Annotated in this window: 17 protein-coding genes; 10 read left to right on the forward strand and 7 right to left on the reverse strand. The window is 62.0% G+C overall.

All coding sequences use genetic code 11. From position 1 onward, the window contains the following. The first annotated feature begins 256 nt into the window (after positions 1 to 256). From OHL18_RS04395 to OHL18_RS04430, 8 genes are all read left to right on the forward strand, one after another. A complete protein-coding gene (locus tag OHL18_RS04395; protein WP_263373609.1) occupies positions 257 to 2,560 on the forward strand; it encodes a putative bifunctional diguanylate cyclase/phosphodiesterase in 2,304 nt (767 codons plus the stop codon). Between the two features lie 35 nt (positions 2,561 to 2,595). Next, positions 2,596 to 3,165, forward strand: coding sequence for a DNA-3-methyladenine glycosylase I (locus tag OHL18_RS04400; protein ID WP_317890460.1), 570 nt, complete (start codon positions 2,596 to 2,598; stop codon positions 3,163 to 3,165). Positions 3,166 to 3,616: 451 nt separating this feature from the next. Beyond that, positions 3,617 to 5,218, forward strand: a complete 1,602-nt coding sequence (locus OHL18_RS04405) for a methyl-accepting chemotaxis protein (RefSeq protein ID WP_263373610.1) — start codon at positions 3,617 to 3,619, stop codon at positions 5,216 to 5,218. A gap of 214 nt (positions 5,219 to 5,432) precedes the next feature. Beyond that, positions 5,433 to 5,759, forward strand: coding sequence for a hypothetical protein (locus tag OHL18_RS04410; protein ID WP_263373611.1), 327 nt, complete (start codon positions 5,433 to 5,435; stop codon positions 5,757 to 5,759). 235 nt (positions 5,760 to 5,994) lie between these two features. Then, on the forward strand, positions 5,995 to 6,420 hold the full coding sequence (locus OHL18_RS04415) for a hypothetical protein (RefSeq protein ID WP_263373612.1): 426 nt from the start codon (positions 5,995 to 5,997) through the stop codon (positions 6,418 to 6,420). A gap of 59 nt (positions 6,421 to 6,479) precedes the next feature. Next, positions 6,480 to 6,827 carry an STAS domain-containing protein gene (locus tag OHL18_RS04420; protein WP_263373613.1) on the forward strand — a complete coding sequence of 116 codons (348 nt, stop codon included), beginning with the start codon at positions 6,480 to 6,482 and terminating at the stop codon, positions 6,825 to 6,827. 265 nt (positions 6,828 to 7,092) lie between these two features. Continuing rightward, positions 7,093 to 8,739 carry a 2-oxo acid dehydrogenase subunit E2 gene (locus OHL18_RS04425; RefSeq protein ID WP_263373614.1) on the forward strand — a complete coding sequence of 549 codons (1,647 nt, stop codon included), beginning with the start codon at positions 7,093 to 7,095 and terminating at the stop codon, positions 8,737 to 8,739. A 227-nt stretch (positions 8,740 to 8,966) separates the two neighbouring features. Beyond that, positions 8,967 to 9,404, forward strand: a complete 438-nt coding sequence (locus tag OHL18_RS04430; RefSeq protein ID WP_396273896.1) for a thioredoxin domain-containing protein — start codon at positions 8,967 to 8,969, stop codon at positions 9,402 to 9,404. Positions 9,405 to 9,432: 28 nt separating this feature from the next. On the opposite strand, the gene OHL18_RS04435 is transcribed toward OHL18_RS04430, so the two are convergent. Beyond that, complete coding sequence (locus OHL18_RS04435) at positions 9,433 to 10,179, reverse strand: DNA-binding transcriptional response regulator (protein WP_263373616.1); 747 nt, start codon at positions 10,177 to 10,179, stop codon at positions 9,433 to 9,435. Between the two features lie 167 nt (positions 10,180 to 10,346). Here OHL18_RS04435 and OHL18_RS04440 point away from each other — a divergent pair, with 167 nt between their 5' ends. Continuing rightward, the gene (locus tag OHL18_RS04440) at positions 10,347 to 10,670 is read left to right on the forward strand and encodes a KH domain-containing protein (RefSeq protein ID WP_263373617.1); all 324 of its coding nucleotides are present in this window, start codon (positions 10,347 to 10,349) and stop codon (positions 10,668 to 10,670) included. 185 nt (positions 10,671 to 10,855) lie between these two features. Here the strand turns inward: OHL18_RS04440 and purK are convergent, their stop codons facing one another. Next, positions 10,856 to 12,037 carry a 5-(carboxyamino)imidazole ribonucleotide synthase gene (gene purK / locus OHL18_RS04445; RefSeq protein ID WP_317890461.1) on the reverse strand — a complete coding sequence of 394 codons (1,182 nt, stop codon included), beginning with the start codon at positions 12,035 to 12,037 and terminating at the stop codon, positions 10,856 to 10,858. Between the two features lie 88 nt (positions 12,038 to 12,125). Next, positions 12,126 to 12,644 (reverse strand): 5-(carboxyamino)imidazole ribonucleotide mutase, encoded by a 519-nt coding sequence (purE, locus tag OHL18_RS04450; RefSeq protein WP_263373618.1) that lies wholly within the window; start codon positions 12,642 to 12,644, stop codon positions 12,126 to 12,128. Between the two features lie 238 nt (positions 12,645 to 12,882). Between purE and OHL18_RS04455 the strand changes: the two genes are divergently transcribed. After that, positions 12,883 to 13,764, forward strand: a complete 882-nt coding sequence (locus OHL18_RS04455; RefSeq protein ID WP_263373619.1) for a response regulator — start codon at positions 12,883 to 12,885, stop codon at positions 13,762 to 13,764. Between the two features lie 9 nt (positions 13,765 to 13,773). On the opposite strand, the gene OHL18_RS04460 is transcribed toward OHL18_RS04455, so the two are convergent. The 4 genes from OHL18_RS04460 to OHL18_RS04475 all read right to left on the reverse strand — a co-directional run bounded on the left by OHL18_RS04460 (position 13,774) and on the right by OHL18_RS04475 (position 19,073). Beyond that, positions 13,774 to 13,995 carry a hypothetical protein gene (locus tag OHL18_RS04460; RefSeq protein WP_263373620.1) on the reverse strand — a complete coding sequence of 74 codons (222 nt, stop codon included), beginning with the start codon at positions 13,993 to 13,995 and terminating at the stop codon, positions 13,774 to 13,776. Positions 13,996 to 14,215: 220 nt separating this feature from the next. Then, positions 14,216 to 16,570: a hypothetical protein gene (locus OHL18_RS04465; protein WP_263373621.1), complete on the reverse strand. Its 2,355-nt coding sequence runs from the start codon at positions 16,568 to 16,570 to the stop codon at positions 14,216 to 14,218. 143 nt (positions 16,571 to 16,713) lie between these two features. Beyond that, a complete protein-coding gene (locus tag OHL18_RS04470; RefSeq protein ID WP_263373622.1) occupies positions 16,714 to 17,952 on the reverse strand; it encodes a phage portal protein in 1,239 nt (412 codons plus the stop codon). A gap of 224 nt (positions 17,953 to 18,176) precedes the next feature. Further along, complete coding sequence (locus tag OHL18_RS04475) at positions 18,177 to 19,073, reverse strand: DUF3037 domain-containing protein (RefSeq protein ID WP_263373623.1); 897 nt, start codon at positions 19,071 to 19,073, stop codon at positions 18,177 to 18,179. Positions 19,074 to 19,306 lie beyond the last annotated feature (233 nt).

A 19,306-nucleotide genomic window follows, 5' to 3' on the forward strand; every position in this document is an offset into this window, starting at 1 on the left:
GATTCAAGCGCTTTGAGATCGCACGCGCCTCCACACTCAAGGATTTGTCCTCCTCGGCTCGCAGAAGTTTCTGTGCGGCCGGGGCGATCGGTAAAGCGGTCAGGGCCAGATTGTAAAGATCTCCAGTGCGAGCCGATAGCTTGGCATGTGAGCTGTCGCACGCTCTCGGGATGAGATTTTCGAAGGCCCGGCTGTCGGCGGTCGAACGACTGCATGCCCGTGGTTGCTGGCCGAGGTGACATCGTTGCGATCACCCATGGAAGTCTCGGAAGTTGACTCGAACGAACAGGCGGCAGGTTCGCGCGAGAGAATGAGCCGAGGGGCGAAGGGCTTGCTGTTCGCGGCTGTTGCGATCCAGCTCTTTCACCTGGGGTTGCATTTGATGGTGCATCTCCCCATGGTGAGGTCTTATGCAGTTCAAGCGATCGCCGCAGCCATGACCGCGGCTGTCTGTTACTACAAGTCGCGGCAGGAGAGTCAGTACCGACGCCTCTGGGTGCAACTGACCATGGCGTTTGTGATCTGGACTGTCGCCCAGGTCTTCTGGGCGATTGCTGCTTCGAAGCCGGGCGTGACGGATTTGAGCTTCAGCGACATGCTTTGGCTCGTCTACGCCTTTCCGATGCTGCGGGTGACGATGTATGTGCCAAACGCCACCCGACGTGACCTCGCGGGATGGTTCGACGCGGCGCAGGCATATATCTTCTTCAGTATTCTGATCGCGCTGTTCTTCCCCGCGCCGGGTATCATCTCGCAGGCGATCTCTGACGATGTGCAGGGTCTGGCGATGCTGCTGGCGCTGGTTCTGCGATATTGCACGACGGCACCCGGCCGGGATCGTGTCTTCTTCCGCAATCTCACGATCTATATGGCTGTGTATGTGGCGTTCTGCATTCTTTACTACGCCGCGATCAGCCATGGCTTTGCGTTTGGATCGATCGCGGAGCTCTGCTGGACGATACCTTTCACTTTGTTCTCGGTGCTGGCGCTCTGCACGGACCTCTCCAATCGGGGAGATGAGACGGAGTGGAGCTATCGTTCGACGAAAGCGCAGACCAGCTATCTTCAGGGCATCAGCGCCCTGGGGCTGGCGATCATGTCGATGATGGCTGCGGCGGTGCTGGCGTATCACAAGCCTGTGCTGGGCGGTGTGGCTCTGGCGGTGACGTTCCTGATGTTCTCGGCGAGGATGATCGCGCGGGAGTGGCAACTGGACTCGCTGCATTCGCGGGTAAATCATTCGGCGCTGCATGATCCGCTGACTTCGGTGGCGAATCGCACACTGTTGCAGGCGGAGATCACGCGGCGGCTGGCGCGGCCTGCGGCGAAGGCGGAGTCTACCGCAGTGCTGTTCCTAGGACTTGACCGGTTTAGGACGCTCAATGACTGCCTGGGACATGCCTTCGGCGATCTGCTGCTGCAGCGGGTGGCGGTGATCCTCTGCGAGAGCGTTCGCAAGCAGGACCTGGTGGCCCGGTATGGCGGCGATGAGTTTGTGATTTTGCTAGATGCGGCCAACGCGTGCGAGGCAGCGGAGTTCGGGGAGCACATCCTGGCGGTACTGCGCGTGCCGCAGTACCTGGAAGGGCGCCTGCTGCATGTGACGGCGAGTATTGGGCTGGTCTCTGGCAGGCACGATGCCAGTGCGGGAGCGATGCTGCAGGATGCGCACTTTGCGATGCATCATGCGAAGAAGTCAGGAAGAGACAGGGTAGAGGCGTTTGAGGCGGAGATGGTGCGGGTCCCGCGCTACAAGCTGGGACTTGAGACGGACCTTCGCGCGGCCCTGGAGGCGCACGAGATCGAGGTGTTCTACCAGCCGATCTTCGCGGTGGATGGCGGTGAAGTGCGGGGCTTCGAGGCGCTGGCGCGGTGGACGCATGAGAAGCGCGGGAGCGTCTCTCCGGCCGACTTCATTCCGGTTGCGGAAGACACAGGCATGATTCTTGAGCTAGGTGCCCAGGTGATGCGGAAGGCTTGCCAACAGTGCCACGATTGGAACACGCGGTTTGGCACGGCGTACACCATGAATGTGAACGTGTCGGCGTGCCAGTTTGCGAGTTCGAACGTCATGGAACTGGTCGTGAGCGTGCTGCAGGAGACGGGCCTCGACCCGCGGTCTCTGAAGCTGGAGGTGACGGAGTCGGTGCTGCTGACGGGACATTCTTCCTTGCAGGAGACTCTGGCCAGGGCGCAGAAGCTGGGCATCCAGATATGCCTGGACGACTTTGGTACGGGATATTCCTCGCTGAGCTATCTGTTGAGTTATCCGTTCGACGTGGTGAAGATCGACCAGAGCTTTGTGCGGCACCTGGACAAGGACGCGCGAAAGGCAAATGTTGTGAGGATGCTGGTCGACCTGGCGATGAACCTGAACAAGCAACTGGTGGCGGAGGGTGTCGAGCGCCCTGAGGAGATCGCCTGTCTGCGTAAGTTTGGGTGCGAGCTTATGCAGGGGTTCCTGCCGTCGAAGCCCCTGGCGGCGGATGTGGCGACGGCGTTCCTGGAAGCACATCTTGATCGCGAACGGAAGCCTTCGCTGGTGGTGGAAGAAGCGTAAGCGGTAGCCTTGAGTGTTACGAGAAAGAGGCTACGGTGGCGGCAAAGGGTGGAAGCGAGATCAAGCGGTGCGCGTGGGCGCAGAACGATCCGTTGATGCGGGAGTATCACGATAAGGAATGGGGAGTGCCGGAGCATGACAGCCGGGCGCTGTGGGAGTTGCTGATGCTGGAAGGGTTCCAGGCGGGGCTTTCGTGGATCACGGTGCTGCGGAAACGGGAGGCGTTTCGGAGGGCGTTTGCGGAGTTCGATCCGGTGATGGTGGCGCGGTTTGGAGAGAAGGATGTGGCGCGGCTGATGGGAGATGCGGGGATCATCCGGGCGAAGGCGAAGATCGATGCGACGATTCGCGGGGCGCAGATCTTTCTCGAGATGAGGGAGAGTGGAACCGAGTTTGGGGAGTGGGCGTGGGCTCTGGTGGGTGGAAAGCCGATCCGGAATAAGGGTGCCATGCCGGCGCAGACGCCGCTGTCGGAGAAGGTGTCGAAGGAATTGAAGTTGAAGGGATTCAAGTTTGTGGGGCCGGTGATTGTGTATTCGTGGATGCAGGCGTCGGGGATGGTGGACGACCATGCGGAGGATTGTTTTCGGCGGATGGGTGCTTGAGGGAGGGTCTCGCCCTCTCCGGACGGCTGATCTGAATTTGATAGGACCACGGCCGGAACTCCAATAGCTTGTTGAAAAGGCCCAACTAGAACGAAGACCGTACCCAGCGGCCAAAGCCGCATTGCAAATAGAGTGCTTAAGGCACGGCTTCAGCCGTGCCTTAAGCAAGACCGGGTATTTCAACCGGTTCCCAAGAGGGGCTGAACCATGTCGGCGCCTGCCACTGGCCTCTTCACGCTACAGGCGATGGACCTGTTTGTATGTGATGTGCATCACATCTGAAAACAACATAAGTTGCACGAAATAAAAGGGTTTTTTGCCGGAGCGAGATGGTCTCATGGTCGATAGTTGTTGCGGCGTATCGTTTCGCGCGTTGGACCGTCTATCGCTGGCAAGAGCATGATGCCACGTATCCATAGCGACCCAATTATTGAGTAAGAGAAGGGAATCTATGACCATCAGCAGAAAACTCTATACCGCTTTCGGTGCGGCACTTGCCTTCACCTTCATTCTGGGGATTGCGGCCTGGACGTCTCTCACACACATCGGAAGCGAGATCTCAATCAGCTCTGCGAGCACACGCAAAATGCAGCTAGCCGGCGAGATGGGGATCTTGACGAGCAATATGTTGTCTGCCGAGAGGGGAATGGTCGTGCGCTCGCTCCTGAAAGATGAGGGAAAGGTTGAGGAATACAACTCCCAATTCCACGATGAAGCGGAGAAGCGACAGAGCCTTCTGAAAGAGGACAGAACGCTTTCTACCAGCCCAAAGGCTATCGAGCTTATGGGCGCGCTGATCGACGGCTACGGGAATATGATCCAGACGCACAACGAGCTCTACCGGCTCGCCAAATCGGGTGACGGAGTTGCGGCTGCAGCGCTGCAAGCGGGCACCCTTCTTGCGATGGCGAAGACATCGGAGGCTGACTTTCAGACTTTGCAGCAGATTGCTGCCGGGCAGGTAACGGAGGTCTCTGCCAGCAACGAATCGACGGTGGCATCCAGTGTGTGGCTTGTGGGGATCATGGTTGTGCTCGCGCTGGGAATCGGAGCCATCGTGATTTACATCGTCCGGGGCATCAACTCGGCCCTGAGTCAGGCGGTCGTCGAACTCTCAGAAGGTGCGGAACAGATCGCGGCCGCGTCGTCCCAGGTTTCTTCGTCGAGCCAGTCACTGGCCCAGGGAGCGTCGGAGCAGGCAGCATCGCTCGAAGAGACCTCTGCCTCGTCCGAAGAGATCAATTCGATGGCGCACAAGAACACGGAAAACGCGATTGGGATGGCTAAACTGGTCGCTGATTCCAAGTCGGAGTTCGTCAATACGAACCGCCAACTCGGCGAGATGATGACCGCGATGGACAATATCAATGATTCGAGCGGAAAGATTGCAAAGATTATCAAGATCATCGATGAGATCGCCTTCCAGACGAACATCCTGGCTCTGAATGCCGCGGTGGAAGCGGCCCGCGCTGGGGAAGCGGGCATGGGCTTCGCCGTTGTGGCCGATGAAGTCCGCAGCCTGGCGCAGAGAAGCGCGCAGGCGGCCAAGGACACTGCCAGCCTGATTGAGGATTCGGTGGCCAAATCCGAAGCGGGCAAGACGAAGCTTGGCGGTGTCGTTGATTCCATTCAGCGGATATCGGGTGAGTTCACCAGCATCGGCATTCTCGTTGACGAGGTGAGTCATGGAAGCGCGGAGCAGTCGACGGGCATCGGCCAGATCGGCCGGGCGCTCTCAGAGATGGAACTGGTGACGCAGACGACGGCTGCAAGTGCGGAAGAGAGTGCGGCTGCGGCTGAGGAGTTGAACGCCCAGTCGGAATCGATGAAGGAGCTGACCGAGCGTCTTAACCGCATGGTGGGAGCGCAGACGGGCGGTTCGAGTGTCTCTCTGAGGACTCGAAGCAGGGCAACCCGCCCCAAGCCTTACACGCCTGCACTACGGGTGCCTCCAGTGAAGGTGAAGCTTGCGAGCAAAGTCTCTTTCAAGATGAAACCAAAGGCATCGATGGAAGACAGTTTTCCCATGGACGATAGGTTCACCAGTTTCTAGCACCAGGGCGAAGGCGGCGAACGTGACTCAAGCGCTTCCCTAGTAAGCCTCCGCTAAATCGTGGGTTTGCGGCCAGTCGAGTCGCTCTCTCATGTGAGGTGCGGCGCTGTTCTCAGATGTCGCTCATTTATCGCACCTCTATCGCTCGTTGAGCGATCTGGTATGGCCTCTCGATTGCTTGCATTGCAGTGGAGGCTCTACCAGGAGGCGCAGGATGCATGTTCATCGTCCGGTTGTTGATTTGGGGATCAGCAATTTGTATGCCGCAAAGGCTGCGGAGAAGGCGGCGGAGTTGAAGCGTGCCGCCGACGTTCGCAAGAAGCTGATGAAGGCCGCCGCAGGGGCGGGAGGGATCGACGAGGAGGCTTCTGAGTTTGGCAGCCTGCTGGTTGAGGGGCGGTCGGGTGAGGGATCGGGCGGCTCGGGCGGGAGCGGGTACGGAGGCGGCGGGCAGGCTGGGAGTGGTTCGTTTAGCCGAGGACAGTCGCAGGATCGTTCTGAGGCGGTTGTGGAGGCGCGGCCGCTGTCGGTTTGGGTTTGACGGTGAGTGGGCGCGGATAGCTTTTGCGTCTCCCGTCTGGCGATGGGACTGCCAGATATTGGGTTTGAGATTTCTCCGAACGTTGTTGCCGGCCCACTCATTCGCGGTGAGACTGCGAAGGAATGGGGCACGGAGTCATTCAGGAGTGGGGCACAGAGTGGCGGTGGAGTGGTTGCTGAGGGGAGCGTGCGGGTGTCATGCTCGATGGATGAGATTTTGGATCGGTTTGGGTTTGATGATGAGTCTGGCGGGGCCGCTGGTGGCGCAGGAGCGGGGTAGCTGGCGGCCGGCGAGCAAGCCGGCGCAGTCGATTACCGGGGATGTAACGTTCAACGGCGAGCGGATGACGATCAACTTCTTCAGCCTGACGGTGGCCGAGATTCGGCCGCTGAAGACGGATGAGGTTCTGGCGGCTTTCGATGGGGCTGACCCGGCTGCCGGGGCTGGGCATCTTTTTCGGTTGAGCATTCCGGGGGACAAGAAATTTCTGCATAAGAACACGATCTGCGGGTCGGATGAGACGCAGTGGATGGCGACGTTTGTTGCGGGCAAAGAGATGAGGATTGCTTTCTTTTCCAACGCTATTCCGCCGGTGTTCACCATGGAGGCGCTGGGGAAGAGTGAGAATCTGTGCGGGGTTTATACGTACGCACGGTATTGACGGCGTTGCAATTCCCGTTTGGCGTGCTGAGAATGAGGTGACTCGATGAGGAGACGCCGATGATGACACCCGCTGCTGCGCCACAGCTTACGCTTGAGATCGAGCATCAAGGGACAACGACCCTGGTCAAGTGTCACGGGAAGCTGGTTTCCGGCGTGACCGATGTCCTTTATTCCGGCGTCAAGCAGCACATTGCTGGATCCAAGCGGATCATCCTCGATCTTTCCGACCTAGCTTACATGGACAGCATGGGGCTGGGGACGGTCATGCGGCTGTATGTGTCGTGCCGCGCTTCGGGATGCACGCTGGAGCTGATCAACATTGGCAAGCGCATCCGCAATCTGCTGGAGTTGACGAATATCTGGTCGATGTTCGCGACGGTTGGGGAGCACGGGATCAAGTTTTAGTGATCCGTCATGTGAAACGGCGGTTAGGCTGGCCGCATACGTCCCTCCCATACTCGCAAAAGACGCGAGTATGGATGGGGCACCGGGCGGTTGGGGCCCGGCTGGATGAAACAAAGTTACGGTCGAATTGCGCGTGAGTTGAGGCGGTTGTGCGCTAATAGAACGGTTTGGGCCGGGTTTGGGGTGGCGGTTCTATAATTTGTGGGTTGCGCCTTGTGGACACGGGCGAACCAGAGTTTAGCTAGGGTTTTGTGGAAGGAACACCATGTCGACTGAAGTAGTCATGCCGCAGATGGGCGAATCGATCACCGAGGGAACGCTTACCAAGTGGTTGAAGAAGCCGGGGGATACTGTCCAGCGGGACGAGCCGTTGTTTGAGATTTCGACCGATAAGGTGGACGCGGAGATCCCTTCGCCTGCGGCGGGGGTGCTGGAGTCGATCAAGATTGAAGAGGGATCGACGGTACAGATCAACACGGTGGTGTGTTTGATTGCGGAGGCGGGGTCGACTTCGAATGGAGCGGGGCCGAAGGCGGCTGCTCCTGCTCCAGTGGCTGAGACTGCGGCTGTTCCTGCGGCGGACACGGCTACGCCGGCTGCGGTGGATACTCCGGCGATGGCTGAAGCTGCAGCGGGGCCAGGGACTGAGGTGCCGATGCCGCAGATGGGCGAGTCGATCACCGAGGGCACGATTACGAAGTGGCTGAAGAAGGTTGGGGATTCGGTGCAGCGGGATGAGCCGTTGTTCGAGATCTCGACCGATAAGGTAGATGCGGAGATTCCTTCACCGGTGGCGGGTGTGCTGACGGAGATCAAGGTCGCTGAAGGAGCAACGGTCACGATCAACACGATTGTGGCGGTGATTGGCGGCGGGGCTGGAGCTCCGGCTGCTTTCGCTCCGGCACCGGCTGCCGCGCCTGCCGTTGCTGCTCCGGTAGCGAGTGCGCCTGCTGCACCGGTTTCGGCGAGCGAGGGCGACCGGCTGCGGTCGAGCCCGCTGGTACGGAAGATTGCGAAGGACAACAACGTCGACCTGGCGCAGGTTCCGGGGACGGGAGCTTCGGGGCGGATTACGAAGTCGGATATCGTTGGGCATCTTGAGGGTGGGGCGAAGCCTTCTGCGCCTGCTCCAGTTGCTGCGCCTGTTGCGGCTCCAGCACCCGCCGCGGCTGCTGCTCCTAGCAAGCCGGTTGCTCCTCCTCCGACTCCGGGCGAGCTGGTGCCGATGACGAAGATGCGCAGCATCATCGCGACGCGCATGGTCGAGTCGAAGCGGACGAGTCCGCATGTTCACACCGTGTTCAAGGTGGATATGACGAAGATCGTGAAGCTGCGTGAGAAGGAGAAGAACAAGTATGAGCAGCGGAACGGTGTGAAGCTGACGTACATGCCGTTCATCACGCGAGCGGCGATTGTGGCTCTGAAGAAGCACCCGATTGTGAACGGCGCGATTGAGGGCGACGCGATCCGGTACAACAAGAACATCAATATCGGGATTGCGGTCGCGCTCGATTGGGGACTGATCGTGCCGGTGTTGAAGCAGACGGAAGAGAAGTCGTTCCTGGGGATTGCGCGGTCAATTGTGGATGTCGCGGATCGCGCTCGCGGGAAGAAGCTGGGCGCGGATGAGATCTCGGGCGGGACGTTTACGCTGACCAACGCGGGCATCTTCGGCGAGCAGTTTGGGACGCCGATCATCAACCAGCCACAGGCGGCGATCCTGGGCATCGGCGGTTTGAACAAAGAGGCCGAGGTGATCACGGACAAGGACGGCAACGACTCGATCGCGATCCGCTGGATTCAGCGGTTCACGCTGGGCTTCGACCACAGGATTGTGGATGGAGCGGATGCGGGCAAGTTCATGACCGACTTCAAGGCTTACCTGCAGGATTGGGCTGAGGATATTGGGTAAGATTTTGTGAGTGGATTGTGGAGAGGCGGGCCTTCGGGTCCGCCTTTTTTGTTGTGCAGTTGATCCGGAGGGTGTTGGTGGCGCGGATCCCACATCTGGCGATGAGACCACCAGATATGGGGCACCGGGCTTTCAGCCCATGTCTCAGAATCGAGACATGGGGCACCCGGCCTTGGGGTGATGAAGCGCGTGGTGTGGTGCAGCATCTTATGGGGCGGAGGTAATGTATGCCTGTGATTCGGACATGTGGAACATGTGGGCAGAAGAATCGGGTGGGAGCTAAGCATCTTGCGGATACGGGGCGGTGCGGGGCTTGTAAGAGTGCTCTGCCTGCGCTGGCGGAGCCGGTGGCGGCGGATGCGGCGCTGTTCGATGAGATTGTGCAGTCGGCAACAGTTCCGGTACTGGTGGACTTCTGGGCGGCGTGGTGCGGGCCGTGCCGGGCGGCCGCTCCGGAGGTAGCGCGGACGGCTGCGGACATGGCCGGCAAGGCGCTGGTGTTGAAGGTGGATACGGAGGCCAGTCCGGAGCTTGCGGCCCGGTATCAGGTACGCGGGATTCCGAACTTTGCCGTGATTCGCAGCGGGAAGATGGTGCTTCAGCAGGCCGGGCTGGTGGGGCACGAAGTGATGGAAGGATGGTTGCGAGAGGCTGCGGGCGCTTAGGCGATCGTCAGAGACGAAGTCCTTTGATCTAGGCGGCTGCGGCAGCGTCGTAGCCGCGCATCATCTGGCCGAGCTGATGGTCTATCTCGTCGGCGATGACCATGAGATCGGAGAGGACGACGCTGAAGTCGAGGGACAGAAGATTGATCTGCAGGGTCTCAAAGATGCTGACCTGGAGATAGCGGGACTCCTCTACAACCATGGCAGTTGAGTAGCGCTGACGATAGCGGTCGGCCCCATGCTGGGTCGAGGATGGAGAGTGGGCGCGTGGTGCTCCAAGAGGCAGGTTGGCGCGCAGGCGAGCGATGAGGTCGAGCAGGATACTTGGAAGGTAACGAGCCCGGTCTTCGGGGGTGATGGGAACGGTCATGAGAGATTCGTTCTGCCTGACGCTGCGGGACCATCGTTCGATGGTGTGGTGCAGCTCGCGTTCAAGGATGTCGCTTACGCTTTCCAGCCGGCGGGTGGTGGCTGGAGGTTCGATGAGGCGCTGCTTGATCACGTCGATGAGGGTGGGGGCATCGATTGGCTTGACCACGATCTCGTCTGCATGGAGGAGGGTGGCATCGACGGTCTTTTCGATCCCAGGCGGGTTGTCGAGCAGGAGGGTCACAGCGCGTGGGTTGGCGTGACGCAAGGCACCAACGACGGTGAGAGCATCGCCCGGCCCAGGCGGATGGAGATCGCTCAAGAGAACGTCGTATTGTTCGGATGGGATGTTCTTCAGCGCCTGCGGGAACGTTCGAGGCAGTCGTAACTTCGAAACCGTGGTCATCGAGGAGGCGAGTCAGGTTATAGCGGATGAGCTCATCGTTATCGACGAGTAAGACGCGTGCGGTTCCCATGTCGATCACCTCAAACTCAGTTGCGATCCCAGGAGTTGTAAATCGTATCGCTATGTTAGGCTTCCGACATAGCGAAGGTCGATAAGATTCTTTTTTCATGCCGAATATTCGGGCGACGGTCGTACCGAGACAAGATATGCCCGAGGTGCGGGTCCAAACCGGGGATCCCTATGTCGAGACCGCACGGCTGCTCATCGAGCAAGTGCTTCGGCTTATTGCGGGTGTTCCGGATGAGATTGAGGTTCGAGCTGCGGTGGCCGAAGCGATCACGGTGTTCAAGGTCCGCGTTGCGCGCGAGGATGTAGGCCGCGTGATTGGCAGCGACCAACGGACGATCCATGCATTGCGCATGATCCTGGGGGCGGTGGGATTGCGGTACAAGCAGAGATTCGTTCTGGAAGTTGAAGAGTATCCGGAGTGAGGGGTGACTTCAGGAGCTTGTTGGGCGCGTACGAAGAGCGTACCCCAGCGACTAAATCCGCACTGCAAACCAGGCGATTGCGGCACGGCTGAAGCCGTGCCCTTATGCACGACGGATTCTTTAGACGGGCCGCGAGACCCTGACAGTGGCAAACGGCGACGGGAGCGAACGATCCTGCTGGAGAGCTAGAGGAGCTGCAGGGCGCGTTGGACGCGAGCTACGGCTTCTTCCGGGGTGGAGGCTACGGCGGAGAGATGGCCCATCTTGCGGCCTTTGCGGGGGCGGAGCTTTTCGTAGAGGTGGAGACGGACTCCGGGCACAGTGAGGGCAGCGGCAAAGTTGGGTTGTTTATCGAAGGCCTTGGGGGAGTCGGGGTTATACCAGATGTCGCCGAGGAGGTTGGCGATGGCGCCGGGCTGGACGACGTCGGTGTCGCCGAGGGGAAGGTCGCAGATGGCGCGGACGTGCTGCTCGAACTGGCCGGTGATGCAGGCGCGCTCGCTGGCGTGGTAGCTGTTGTGGGGGCGCGGGGCGAGTTCGTTGACGAACAGATGGCCGTCTGTCGTTACGAAGAATTCGATAGCGAGGATGCCTTCGAGCTGGAAGGTGTCGGCGATGTCGGTAGCGATCTTCCTTGCCTGAGACTCCAGATCCGATGAGATGGGGGCGGGGATGACGCTCCAGGCGAGAATCTGGTGCTCGTGGTGGTTCCATGCGGCGGGGTAGACTTTCACCTCGCCCGATGGGGAGCGGGCTACGAGGACGGAGATCTCCTTGTCGAGCGAGATAGCTTGCTCGACGACGCCAGCGGCCTGGCCGAGGGCCTCCCACGCGCCCTGGACTTCTTCTTCGACGGAGGCGTCGGGGTTGAAGCCGACTTTGCCCTGGCCTCGGCCGTCGTAGCCTCCGGTGGCGGACTTGCAGAAGCAGCGGCCGCCGAGAGCGAGGACGGCGTTGCGGACGTCGTCGAGGGAGCGGACGGCGCGGTAGGGGCCGATGGGGAATCCGTTGCGGCGGAGCCAGTCTTTCTGCTCGATGCGGTCCTGAATGATCGAGAGCATGGCGCGGCCGGGGCGGACGGGAGCGAGGGCGGCGGCGGCGTCCATGCTGCGGGGGGAGATCTGCTCGATCTCCAGGGTGACGACGTCGCAGCCGCGGGCGAGGTTGGCGGCTTCGCGGGCATCGTCCCAGCCGGCTTCGATGCAGCCGTCGACGACGAAGCGGGCGGGGCAGGCGGGGTCGGGATCGAGGACGAGGATGCGGTAGCCCATGGCGCGAGCGGCCATGGCGGTCATGCGGCCGAGCTGGCCGCCGCCGAAGATGCCTATGGTCGCGCCGGGGAGGATGGGATTTCGGGTGCTGGTCACAAAAGACAGGATACAGCGGATGGGGAGAGTCCCACATCTGGCGATGAGACTGCCAGATATGGGGCACCCGGGGCACCCGTTGTGGGGTTTATGAGCCGTGTTCGTCGGGGGTGATTTCGAGGGATTGGGTCAGGACTTCGTCGCGGCGGGCGTTGCGCCAGGCGGTGAGACGGGCGGCGAGGTCGGGGTCGGTGGCGGCTAACGTGGCGACGGCGAAGAGGGCGGCGTTGGCGGCTCCGGGAGCTCCGATGGCGAAGGTGGCGACCGGGACGCCTTTGGGCATCTGGACGATGGAGAGCAAGGCGTCCATGCCTTGCAGGGCGGTGGCGGGGATGGGCACGCCGAGGACGGGGACGATGGTCTTGGCGGCGATCATGCCGGGAAGGTGGGCGGCTCCGCCTGCTCCCGCGATGATGAGGCGGAGGCCGCGGGACTGGGCCTCTTCGGCGTAGGTGTAGAGGAGGTCGGGGGTGCGGTGGGCGGAGACGACGCGGGCTTCGTGGGGGATGGCGAAGTCGCGGAGGATCTCGACGGCGGACTTCATGACGGAGAAGTCGCTCTTGCTGCCCATGACGACGCTGACCTGGATGGAAGGGGTGGTGCTCATCGGAAGATTATAAGGTTTGGCGGGGCGACCGTCCGGCGATGTCAGGCGATGAGACGGGGACACCTCGCGAGTTAGGACCTGCTGATTCAAGAGGCGGATTCCGCACCGGAACCTCTTGGCGCCTATGCTGAACGAGGAGAAAAGGGACGATGTGTGCAAATGTGAGCAGAAAGATGGGTCGTGGAGGCGGAGACTCCAGAGTACAAGGCCTCATTTTGGTCTGGAATGGACTAAACGGATGCTCCTTGCGGATGGAACACAGCTTGTCGCTGAAGAGAAGAAACCGGCAAAGCCAAGAGTCCTATTGGTGGACGATAACGACACGGTGCGGATGTCGGTCGCCGGTGTCCTGAAGCACAACGACTTCGAGGTGGTGACGGCTGCAAACGCGCACGAAGCGCTGGGTCTGATTGCATCGCAAAAATTCGAGGTGCTGGTCAGTGACCTGCACATGCCGAATGCGGGGGACGGGCTGACGGTGGTGAGTGCGATGCGCCATTCCAACCCTGAGGCGGCGACGATTATCTTCAGCGGATATCCGAGGATGAAGGAGGCGGCTGCTGCGATCGTGCTGCAGGCGGACGAGATTCTGGTGAAGCCGATGGATCCGCTGGCGCTGGTGAAGGCGATTAAAGCGCGGTTGAAGGCGGGGGTGCCGAAGCGCCATGTGTCGGAGAACGTTGCCAGCATTCTGGATCGTGAGACGGACGCGACGATCGCCGACTGGCTGGTACGCATTGACTCCGAGCCTGGGGTGATCACGGTGCATCTGGATGACCCTGCCCGGAGTTCTCACCTGCCGCAGTTGTTTCGGGATCTCGTTTCGCGGCTGAAGAATCCGCTTTCGCTAGGCACGCGAGCGCTGGTATCGGAGTCCGCGGCCGCACACGGGCTGCTGCGACGCCAGCAGGGCTACACGGCAGCCATGCTGGTGGAAGAGTCGCGAATGCTTCAGGTGAGCATCTTCCAGACGCTGCAGAACAATCTTCATGTGGTGGACTTCAGCGTGCTGCTGGTGGGCGTGATGGCGATTGCGGACGAGGTGGACTCGCAGTTGGCGCAGGCGATGGCGAGTTATGTTTTGGAGGAGAAGGTGGATGGTAAGCCGGTGCATGCCTGAGGGCAGCACTTAATGTTTGGCGGCGACGTAGTCGATGGCGACATGGAGCAGGGTGAGGAAGCCGCCGAAGGCCGCGGCCGAGCCCTTCATGCGCTGGAGGGCCTGGTCGTGGCGGAGTACCTGGTCTTCGATCTGGCCGATGCGGCCGGTGGTTCCGTTGCCCATGACTTGCTGCATCTGATTTTTGAGGACGGAGAGGTCCGAGAGGACGGTGGCTTCGAAGTCGGTCATAGGGTTCCCTTTGTAGGTTCCGTGGGTGAAAGGTGCGAACAGTGGTGGGGATATGAGCGGTGTGGCAGGTCCTTCGACTGCGTCTCTCGCGATGAAACGTTGCGAGAGACTTCGCTCAGGATGACGGATTTTGCGGTGGGCATGAGGGAAAACAAGCAACCGCAAATGCAAACGCAGATTCCCTCCGGGAATGAGAAACAAATGGGGAAACCGGAGTGGGTCAGGAGATGGGGAGGTCGATGAAGACGGCGCTGGAGTTGCGCGAGTAGAGGGGCGGGGTGGAGGCGTCGTAAATGCGGATGTAGAACTTCTCCAACTGGGCGGCTCGGGGGATGGAGAAGCTGCGGACGGGGGAGCGGAGGACCAGGTCCTGGGCGATGTTGGGGCCGAAGGCATGGTCGCGGCGGCGGACTTCGAAGCCGCCGCCTGAGGGTGGGGTGAGACCGGCGTCGATCTGTAGCGCTGTAGAGGTGGCGCTGGTGACCTGGAGTTGCGGGAGGTTCGAGAGGACGGTTCCGGCGGCGAGCTGGGCGGTGGTGGTAGGAGCGCTGGGGAGGATGGCGTCGGCGGCGATGGACTCGGAGAGGGTGAGGCCGAGGGCCTCGGCCCAGTCGTTGGCGAAGGCGATCTTGTAGGTGAGGAGTTCGGGGAAGGCAGGGGCGCGTTCGACTTCTACCTTTCTCACAACGACTGACGTGGTGCTGCCGTTGCCGGTGAGGGCGAGGGTGTCGCCGGGCCAGATGTCGGCGGTGTCTTGCGGGTTGACGGTGGTGTAGGTTCCGGCGAGGGCGGCGGAGCGGCTGGTGGCGAAGGCGAGCAGGGCCTGGGCGGCGGCTTCGAGGTCGGCGGTGGAGCGGGCGGCGGGTTTGAGGACTTTGCCGATCCAGCGGGCGATTCCGGAGGTGGTACTGCCTGACGTGGCTGCCGCTTCGGAGGCCACGCTGGCGGCGTTCTGGACGCGGGTGACGGAGCGCTGGCGGTTGCGGTAGGTGACGGTGAAGGTCTCGCCGGCGACGGGAACGCGACCGGCGAAGAAGGTGATCTTGCCGGAGGCAGAGAGGGTGCAGTCGGTGCCTTCGCCGGCGACGCCGATCAGGCGGGACTGCTTCGTTCCTGATGTCAGGGTGCTGACGATGAAGGCGGAGCTGGGCCGGGTGACGCGGACGTAGGCGATGGCGCCGAAGAGCTGGGTGCAGTCGACGGCGGCGAAGTTGCAGGAGGCAGGCGTGCCGGTAAGGGGCGCGGCGGTGCTGCCGTCGTAGAGGAGGGTGGCCGGGGTATTGGAGGCGTCGCCGGTGTCGAGGATGTCGAAGACGAGGGACGCGGCGGAGGGAGTTGCGCCGCCTCCGAAGGATTCGACGATGCCATCGACCATGCAGTAATAGGTCTGGAGGAGGCGTTGCTGTTCCGGGCAGTGGAGACGGATGCGGAGGTCGTAGGTGTGGCCGGGTTGGACGGTGAGCGAGGTGCCGACTTCGACTCCGTTGATGAGTGGGGTGCAGAGCGTGGTGCCCGAGGCGTTGCGGATGTTGTATCCGGCGAAGCAGTTGGCGACCAAGACGGGGCCGTTGAAGAGACCACAGACGATGCCTTGATTGGCTCCGGAGAGCTGGAGGCCACCGGCTTCGAGGAGGAGTGAGCCGGCGATCTCGATGGAGTCGAGGGCGGTGAGGTTGGTTTGGCCGTCGTAGCCGTTGCCGCCGTTGAGAGTGAGGCCGCCTGCGCCGAGGGACAGATGCGATCCGGGGTCTGCGATGGACCAGACCTGTTGGTCGATGACGGACTCGTTGAAGGTGTCGGTGACGAGGGTGGGGGCGGCTCCAGCGGTAGCGCGGAAGGGGGCTTCAGAGAGCTGGAAGACGGTGGTGGTGCCGTCTCCGGCGAAGGTCTCGGAGATGTAGGCGTCGGGCTCGGTGTCGCCGGACAGGGTGACGTCATTGGCGAGTTCTTTGACCTGGGCGAGCTTCAGAGCGGAGTAGGTTGTGGTGCTGCCGTTATCGAAGTTGAAGGTGTGGGTGATGTTGCCGGCGGGCTCGAAGGAGAGCGCTCCAGTGACGACGCGATAGGCGGAGTAGGCTGCGTTGGCAAGGATGCCGGCGTTGGCGGACCACGTGGCGGAGCGGATGGGCGAGAAGATGCCGATGGCGCGGCCTGCGGAGACGCCGGTAGTGGTGAAGAGGCCGCCTTCCACACGGGAGGTGATCGAGAGCAGGGCGTTGCCTGCGGGGATGGCGAAGGCGTTTCCCAGGTATGGGAGCGGTTGTTTATCCAGGAGCCACTCGTCGCTGATGGCGGAGAACTTGTAACGGAAGACGGGGCCGGTGGTGGCGTTGCCTGCGTAGAGGGGCGCGGGTTCGGTGGCGAGGTAGCCGGTGAAGAGAGTGGTGCCGTTGGCGGCGGTGAGGGTGATTCTTGCGCGGCGGGTTGGGGTGGGCTCTCCATTGAGGTGGAGGGTGCCGGTGAGGATGGATGGGGCGTTGAGGGTGCGGGTGAGGGCGAAGGGGGTGTCGGCGGCGATGGCGGCGGTGTAGTCGAGGGGGCCTTCGCCGGTGAGGTTGTCGATGAGTAGGGTCATAGCGGCACCTTTGGTTTTGGTTGGTGCGGTGGTTGCGTGAAGGAAGGCGGTTCGTGCTTCGCACGAAGGTCCCACCCATCGCGAGAGACAGAGACGCGATGGATGGGGCACCCAGTTCGTGCGCTATGGATAGGGCTCCCGGCTTATTCGGTGATCGACGAGGTCTCCAGAGCGGGCAGTGGGGGCAGGCCGCGCATCTCGCGGACTTCGGCGATGGTGAGGACTTTGTTCTGGAGGAGCTGGATCTGGATGTTGAGCTCTTCGGTCTCGTCGCGGCTTTCGAGGTCGTTGAAGACGAACTCGAACTCGCGCCAGCCGAGCTTCTTGGCGAAGAGATCGCGGGTGATGTGTTCGGCGAAGAGCTTGGCGACGGGGACGATGGCGCTGGCGAAGGCCTCGTCGGCCATCTCGCCGGCGGTGGAGCGGTTCACGTCGCCCGTCAGTCCCAGCAGCATCGGCGGCAGGTCGAAGGCGTTGGCGAGGATGCGCAGCAGGAACTCCTGCCAGGCGATGTGGAGGTCGGCGTCGGTGCCTCCGGCGAAGCGGAGGACTTCGGGCTTGCTCTCGCTGCTGAGGATGGGGACGCGGCCCGTGCCTTCGATCTCGTCCTGCCACCAGCGGATGAGGCGGTCGTGCTGCTCCGGGGTGGCCTCGTTGAGCCAGAGGGCGTACTGCACGACGGAGTTTGAGGCGAGGCGACCGGCGTAGCGGTTGGCGCCGAGAAACTGGGTGATGGTCTCAAAGGCCACCTCCAACCGGCCGAGGCCAAAGGGGGTGTGGCTGCGCGGGTTGAGGCGGATGTACATCAGCTCGTCGTCCAGCAAAGGGATCAGGGCTTCGGGGCCGATCTTGCCGGTCTGCTGGGCGTAGCGGGGCTGAGTGGGATCGCCCTTCCAGGCGGGATCGACCTGGATGGTCGCGCCGTCGACGGCGTAGAGGTGGAAGGGTGTCTCGGGATCGCCGGTGGTCTCCATCTCGATGGCGCCGAAGCCGCCGACGAGGGTGTCTTCGATGGCCTGCTCGAAGAGGGTGCGGAAGCTATCGGAGGCGTTGGGCTCCTCGAGGCAGCGGCGGAGCGTGTTGAGGCGGCGCTCTGCATAGGGGACGGAGGTGTAACCGCGGCGGACGCGGACCTGCCAGTCCATGCTGGCGATCTTGTCCTTGACGAGGTTGATGGCGCGGCGGGCGACCGGTGTCTCGGCGAAGCGACGGAGGTTGGCCGGGGTGGGTTTGATGAGGGCGGGCTGGCCGTTGATGCCGGGGCGAAGCGGGCTGAGGATCGAAGGGAGCATGGCGGTCTTGCGGGCTCCTTCGGCGGAGGTGGAGGCGTGGATTCCGGTGAGGCGGTGCCAGGCTTGCTTGAGGGTGGAATGGAGGTTCATGGGGCTCCTTTGTGCAAAGAAGGAGGCACAGCCGGGTGGCTGTGCCTTGGTTGCGAGTCGAAGATGTGTCCTGCCGGACGGGTCCACTACGGGCGCTCCGCGCCTTTTTATCGCTTCGCTGGGTGCTCCCGCTGGTCGCATGAAGATGTGCATGCCGACCAACGGGAGGACGGTGCGAAGCCCAATACGCGTCACGAAGTGACCGCCCCGCGCGTAGCGGGTCTCTAGAGTCTTAGTTCTATACGGGCGGTCTGCGCAGCTGCGGCGAGGTTGTTGAGGGTGAGGACACGGATGCCGGCGGACTCCATGGTGGAGACGCCGAAGCGGTAGAGGTCGGCGGCTTCGCCGGTGAAGTCTTCTTCCGTGCCGGTCTCAGGGGAGAGTGTGCGGATGGGTTCAACGACGGCGGTGAGGTCGAGGGTAGCGGAGTCAACGCGGCGAACCCCTTCCAGGAGCAACGGAGCGGAGAAGGCGAGGCTCTTGGCGGCTTCGACGTCGGAGTCGAGGGAGACGGCGTGGAAGATGCGGATGACGCCGGCCCCGGGCCCTTCGCCGGTCTTTCGTCCAGCCCTGTAGCCGCAGTCGAGTCTCATGGGGTCGCCGGGACGGGTGTACTGGGCGGCGGGGATGCGTTTGCGCATCTGGGCCCAGACGCCGGAGCGTTCGAACTCCGAGCGCATGGCGGCGACGATCGTGGCGCGACCGGAGCGGCGGCGCGACTGGGTGACGCGCAGCGGCTCGACGTAGAGGCGCATCAGCTGTTCGAGCTCGACGGTGAGGTTCTCCGCGATACAGGCACGAGGCTCGGAGATCTGGATGGAGTTCGAGAGTGAGTCGGTCAGGGCTGTCAGAATGGGCTTCGGGTAGGTTGCTGGATCGCTGGTGTCGGTCTGGAGACGGTGGAGCATCTCGGCCTCGAGGGCCTCAAGCAGGTCGGTGTCCGCGTCGAGGTGCATGCAGCGGACGCGGGTCCAGTCGCGGGTAAAGCGGAGGCGCGGCGGGAGACCTGGGTTTGAGGAGTCGCGGAGCAGGACGCCGATGTTGGTGAACTCTCCCTTGACCACGTCGGGGACGTAGCGGATGAGGAAGAACTCGCAGGGGATGCTGGGCGGTGTGGGCAAGGTGGACTCCTTTCTTTGGATGTAGAGCGCCCTTTGCGGGCGTCGGTCACTTCGGCACTTCGTGCGGTACTGGGCTTCGCTGGGAGCTCCCGTTGGTCGCAAGATAGAGTTCGTGCCGACCAACGGTCGGGTCACGCGAAGCCCCATACGCGTCACGAAGTGACCGCCCCGCGCGTAGCGGGCCCGTCCGGCAGGACATTCTCCTTATGTTCTCAGCATGTTTATGGCCGAAT

Source organism: Granulicella aggregans (assembly GCF_025685565.1).
Lineage (GTDB): Bacteria > Acidobacteriota > Terriglobia > Terriglobales > Acidobacteriaceae > Edaphobacter > Edaphobacter aggregans_B.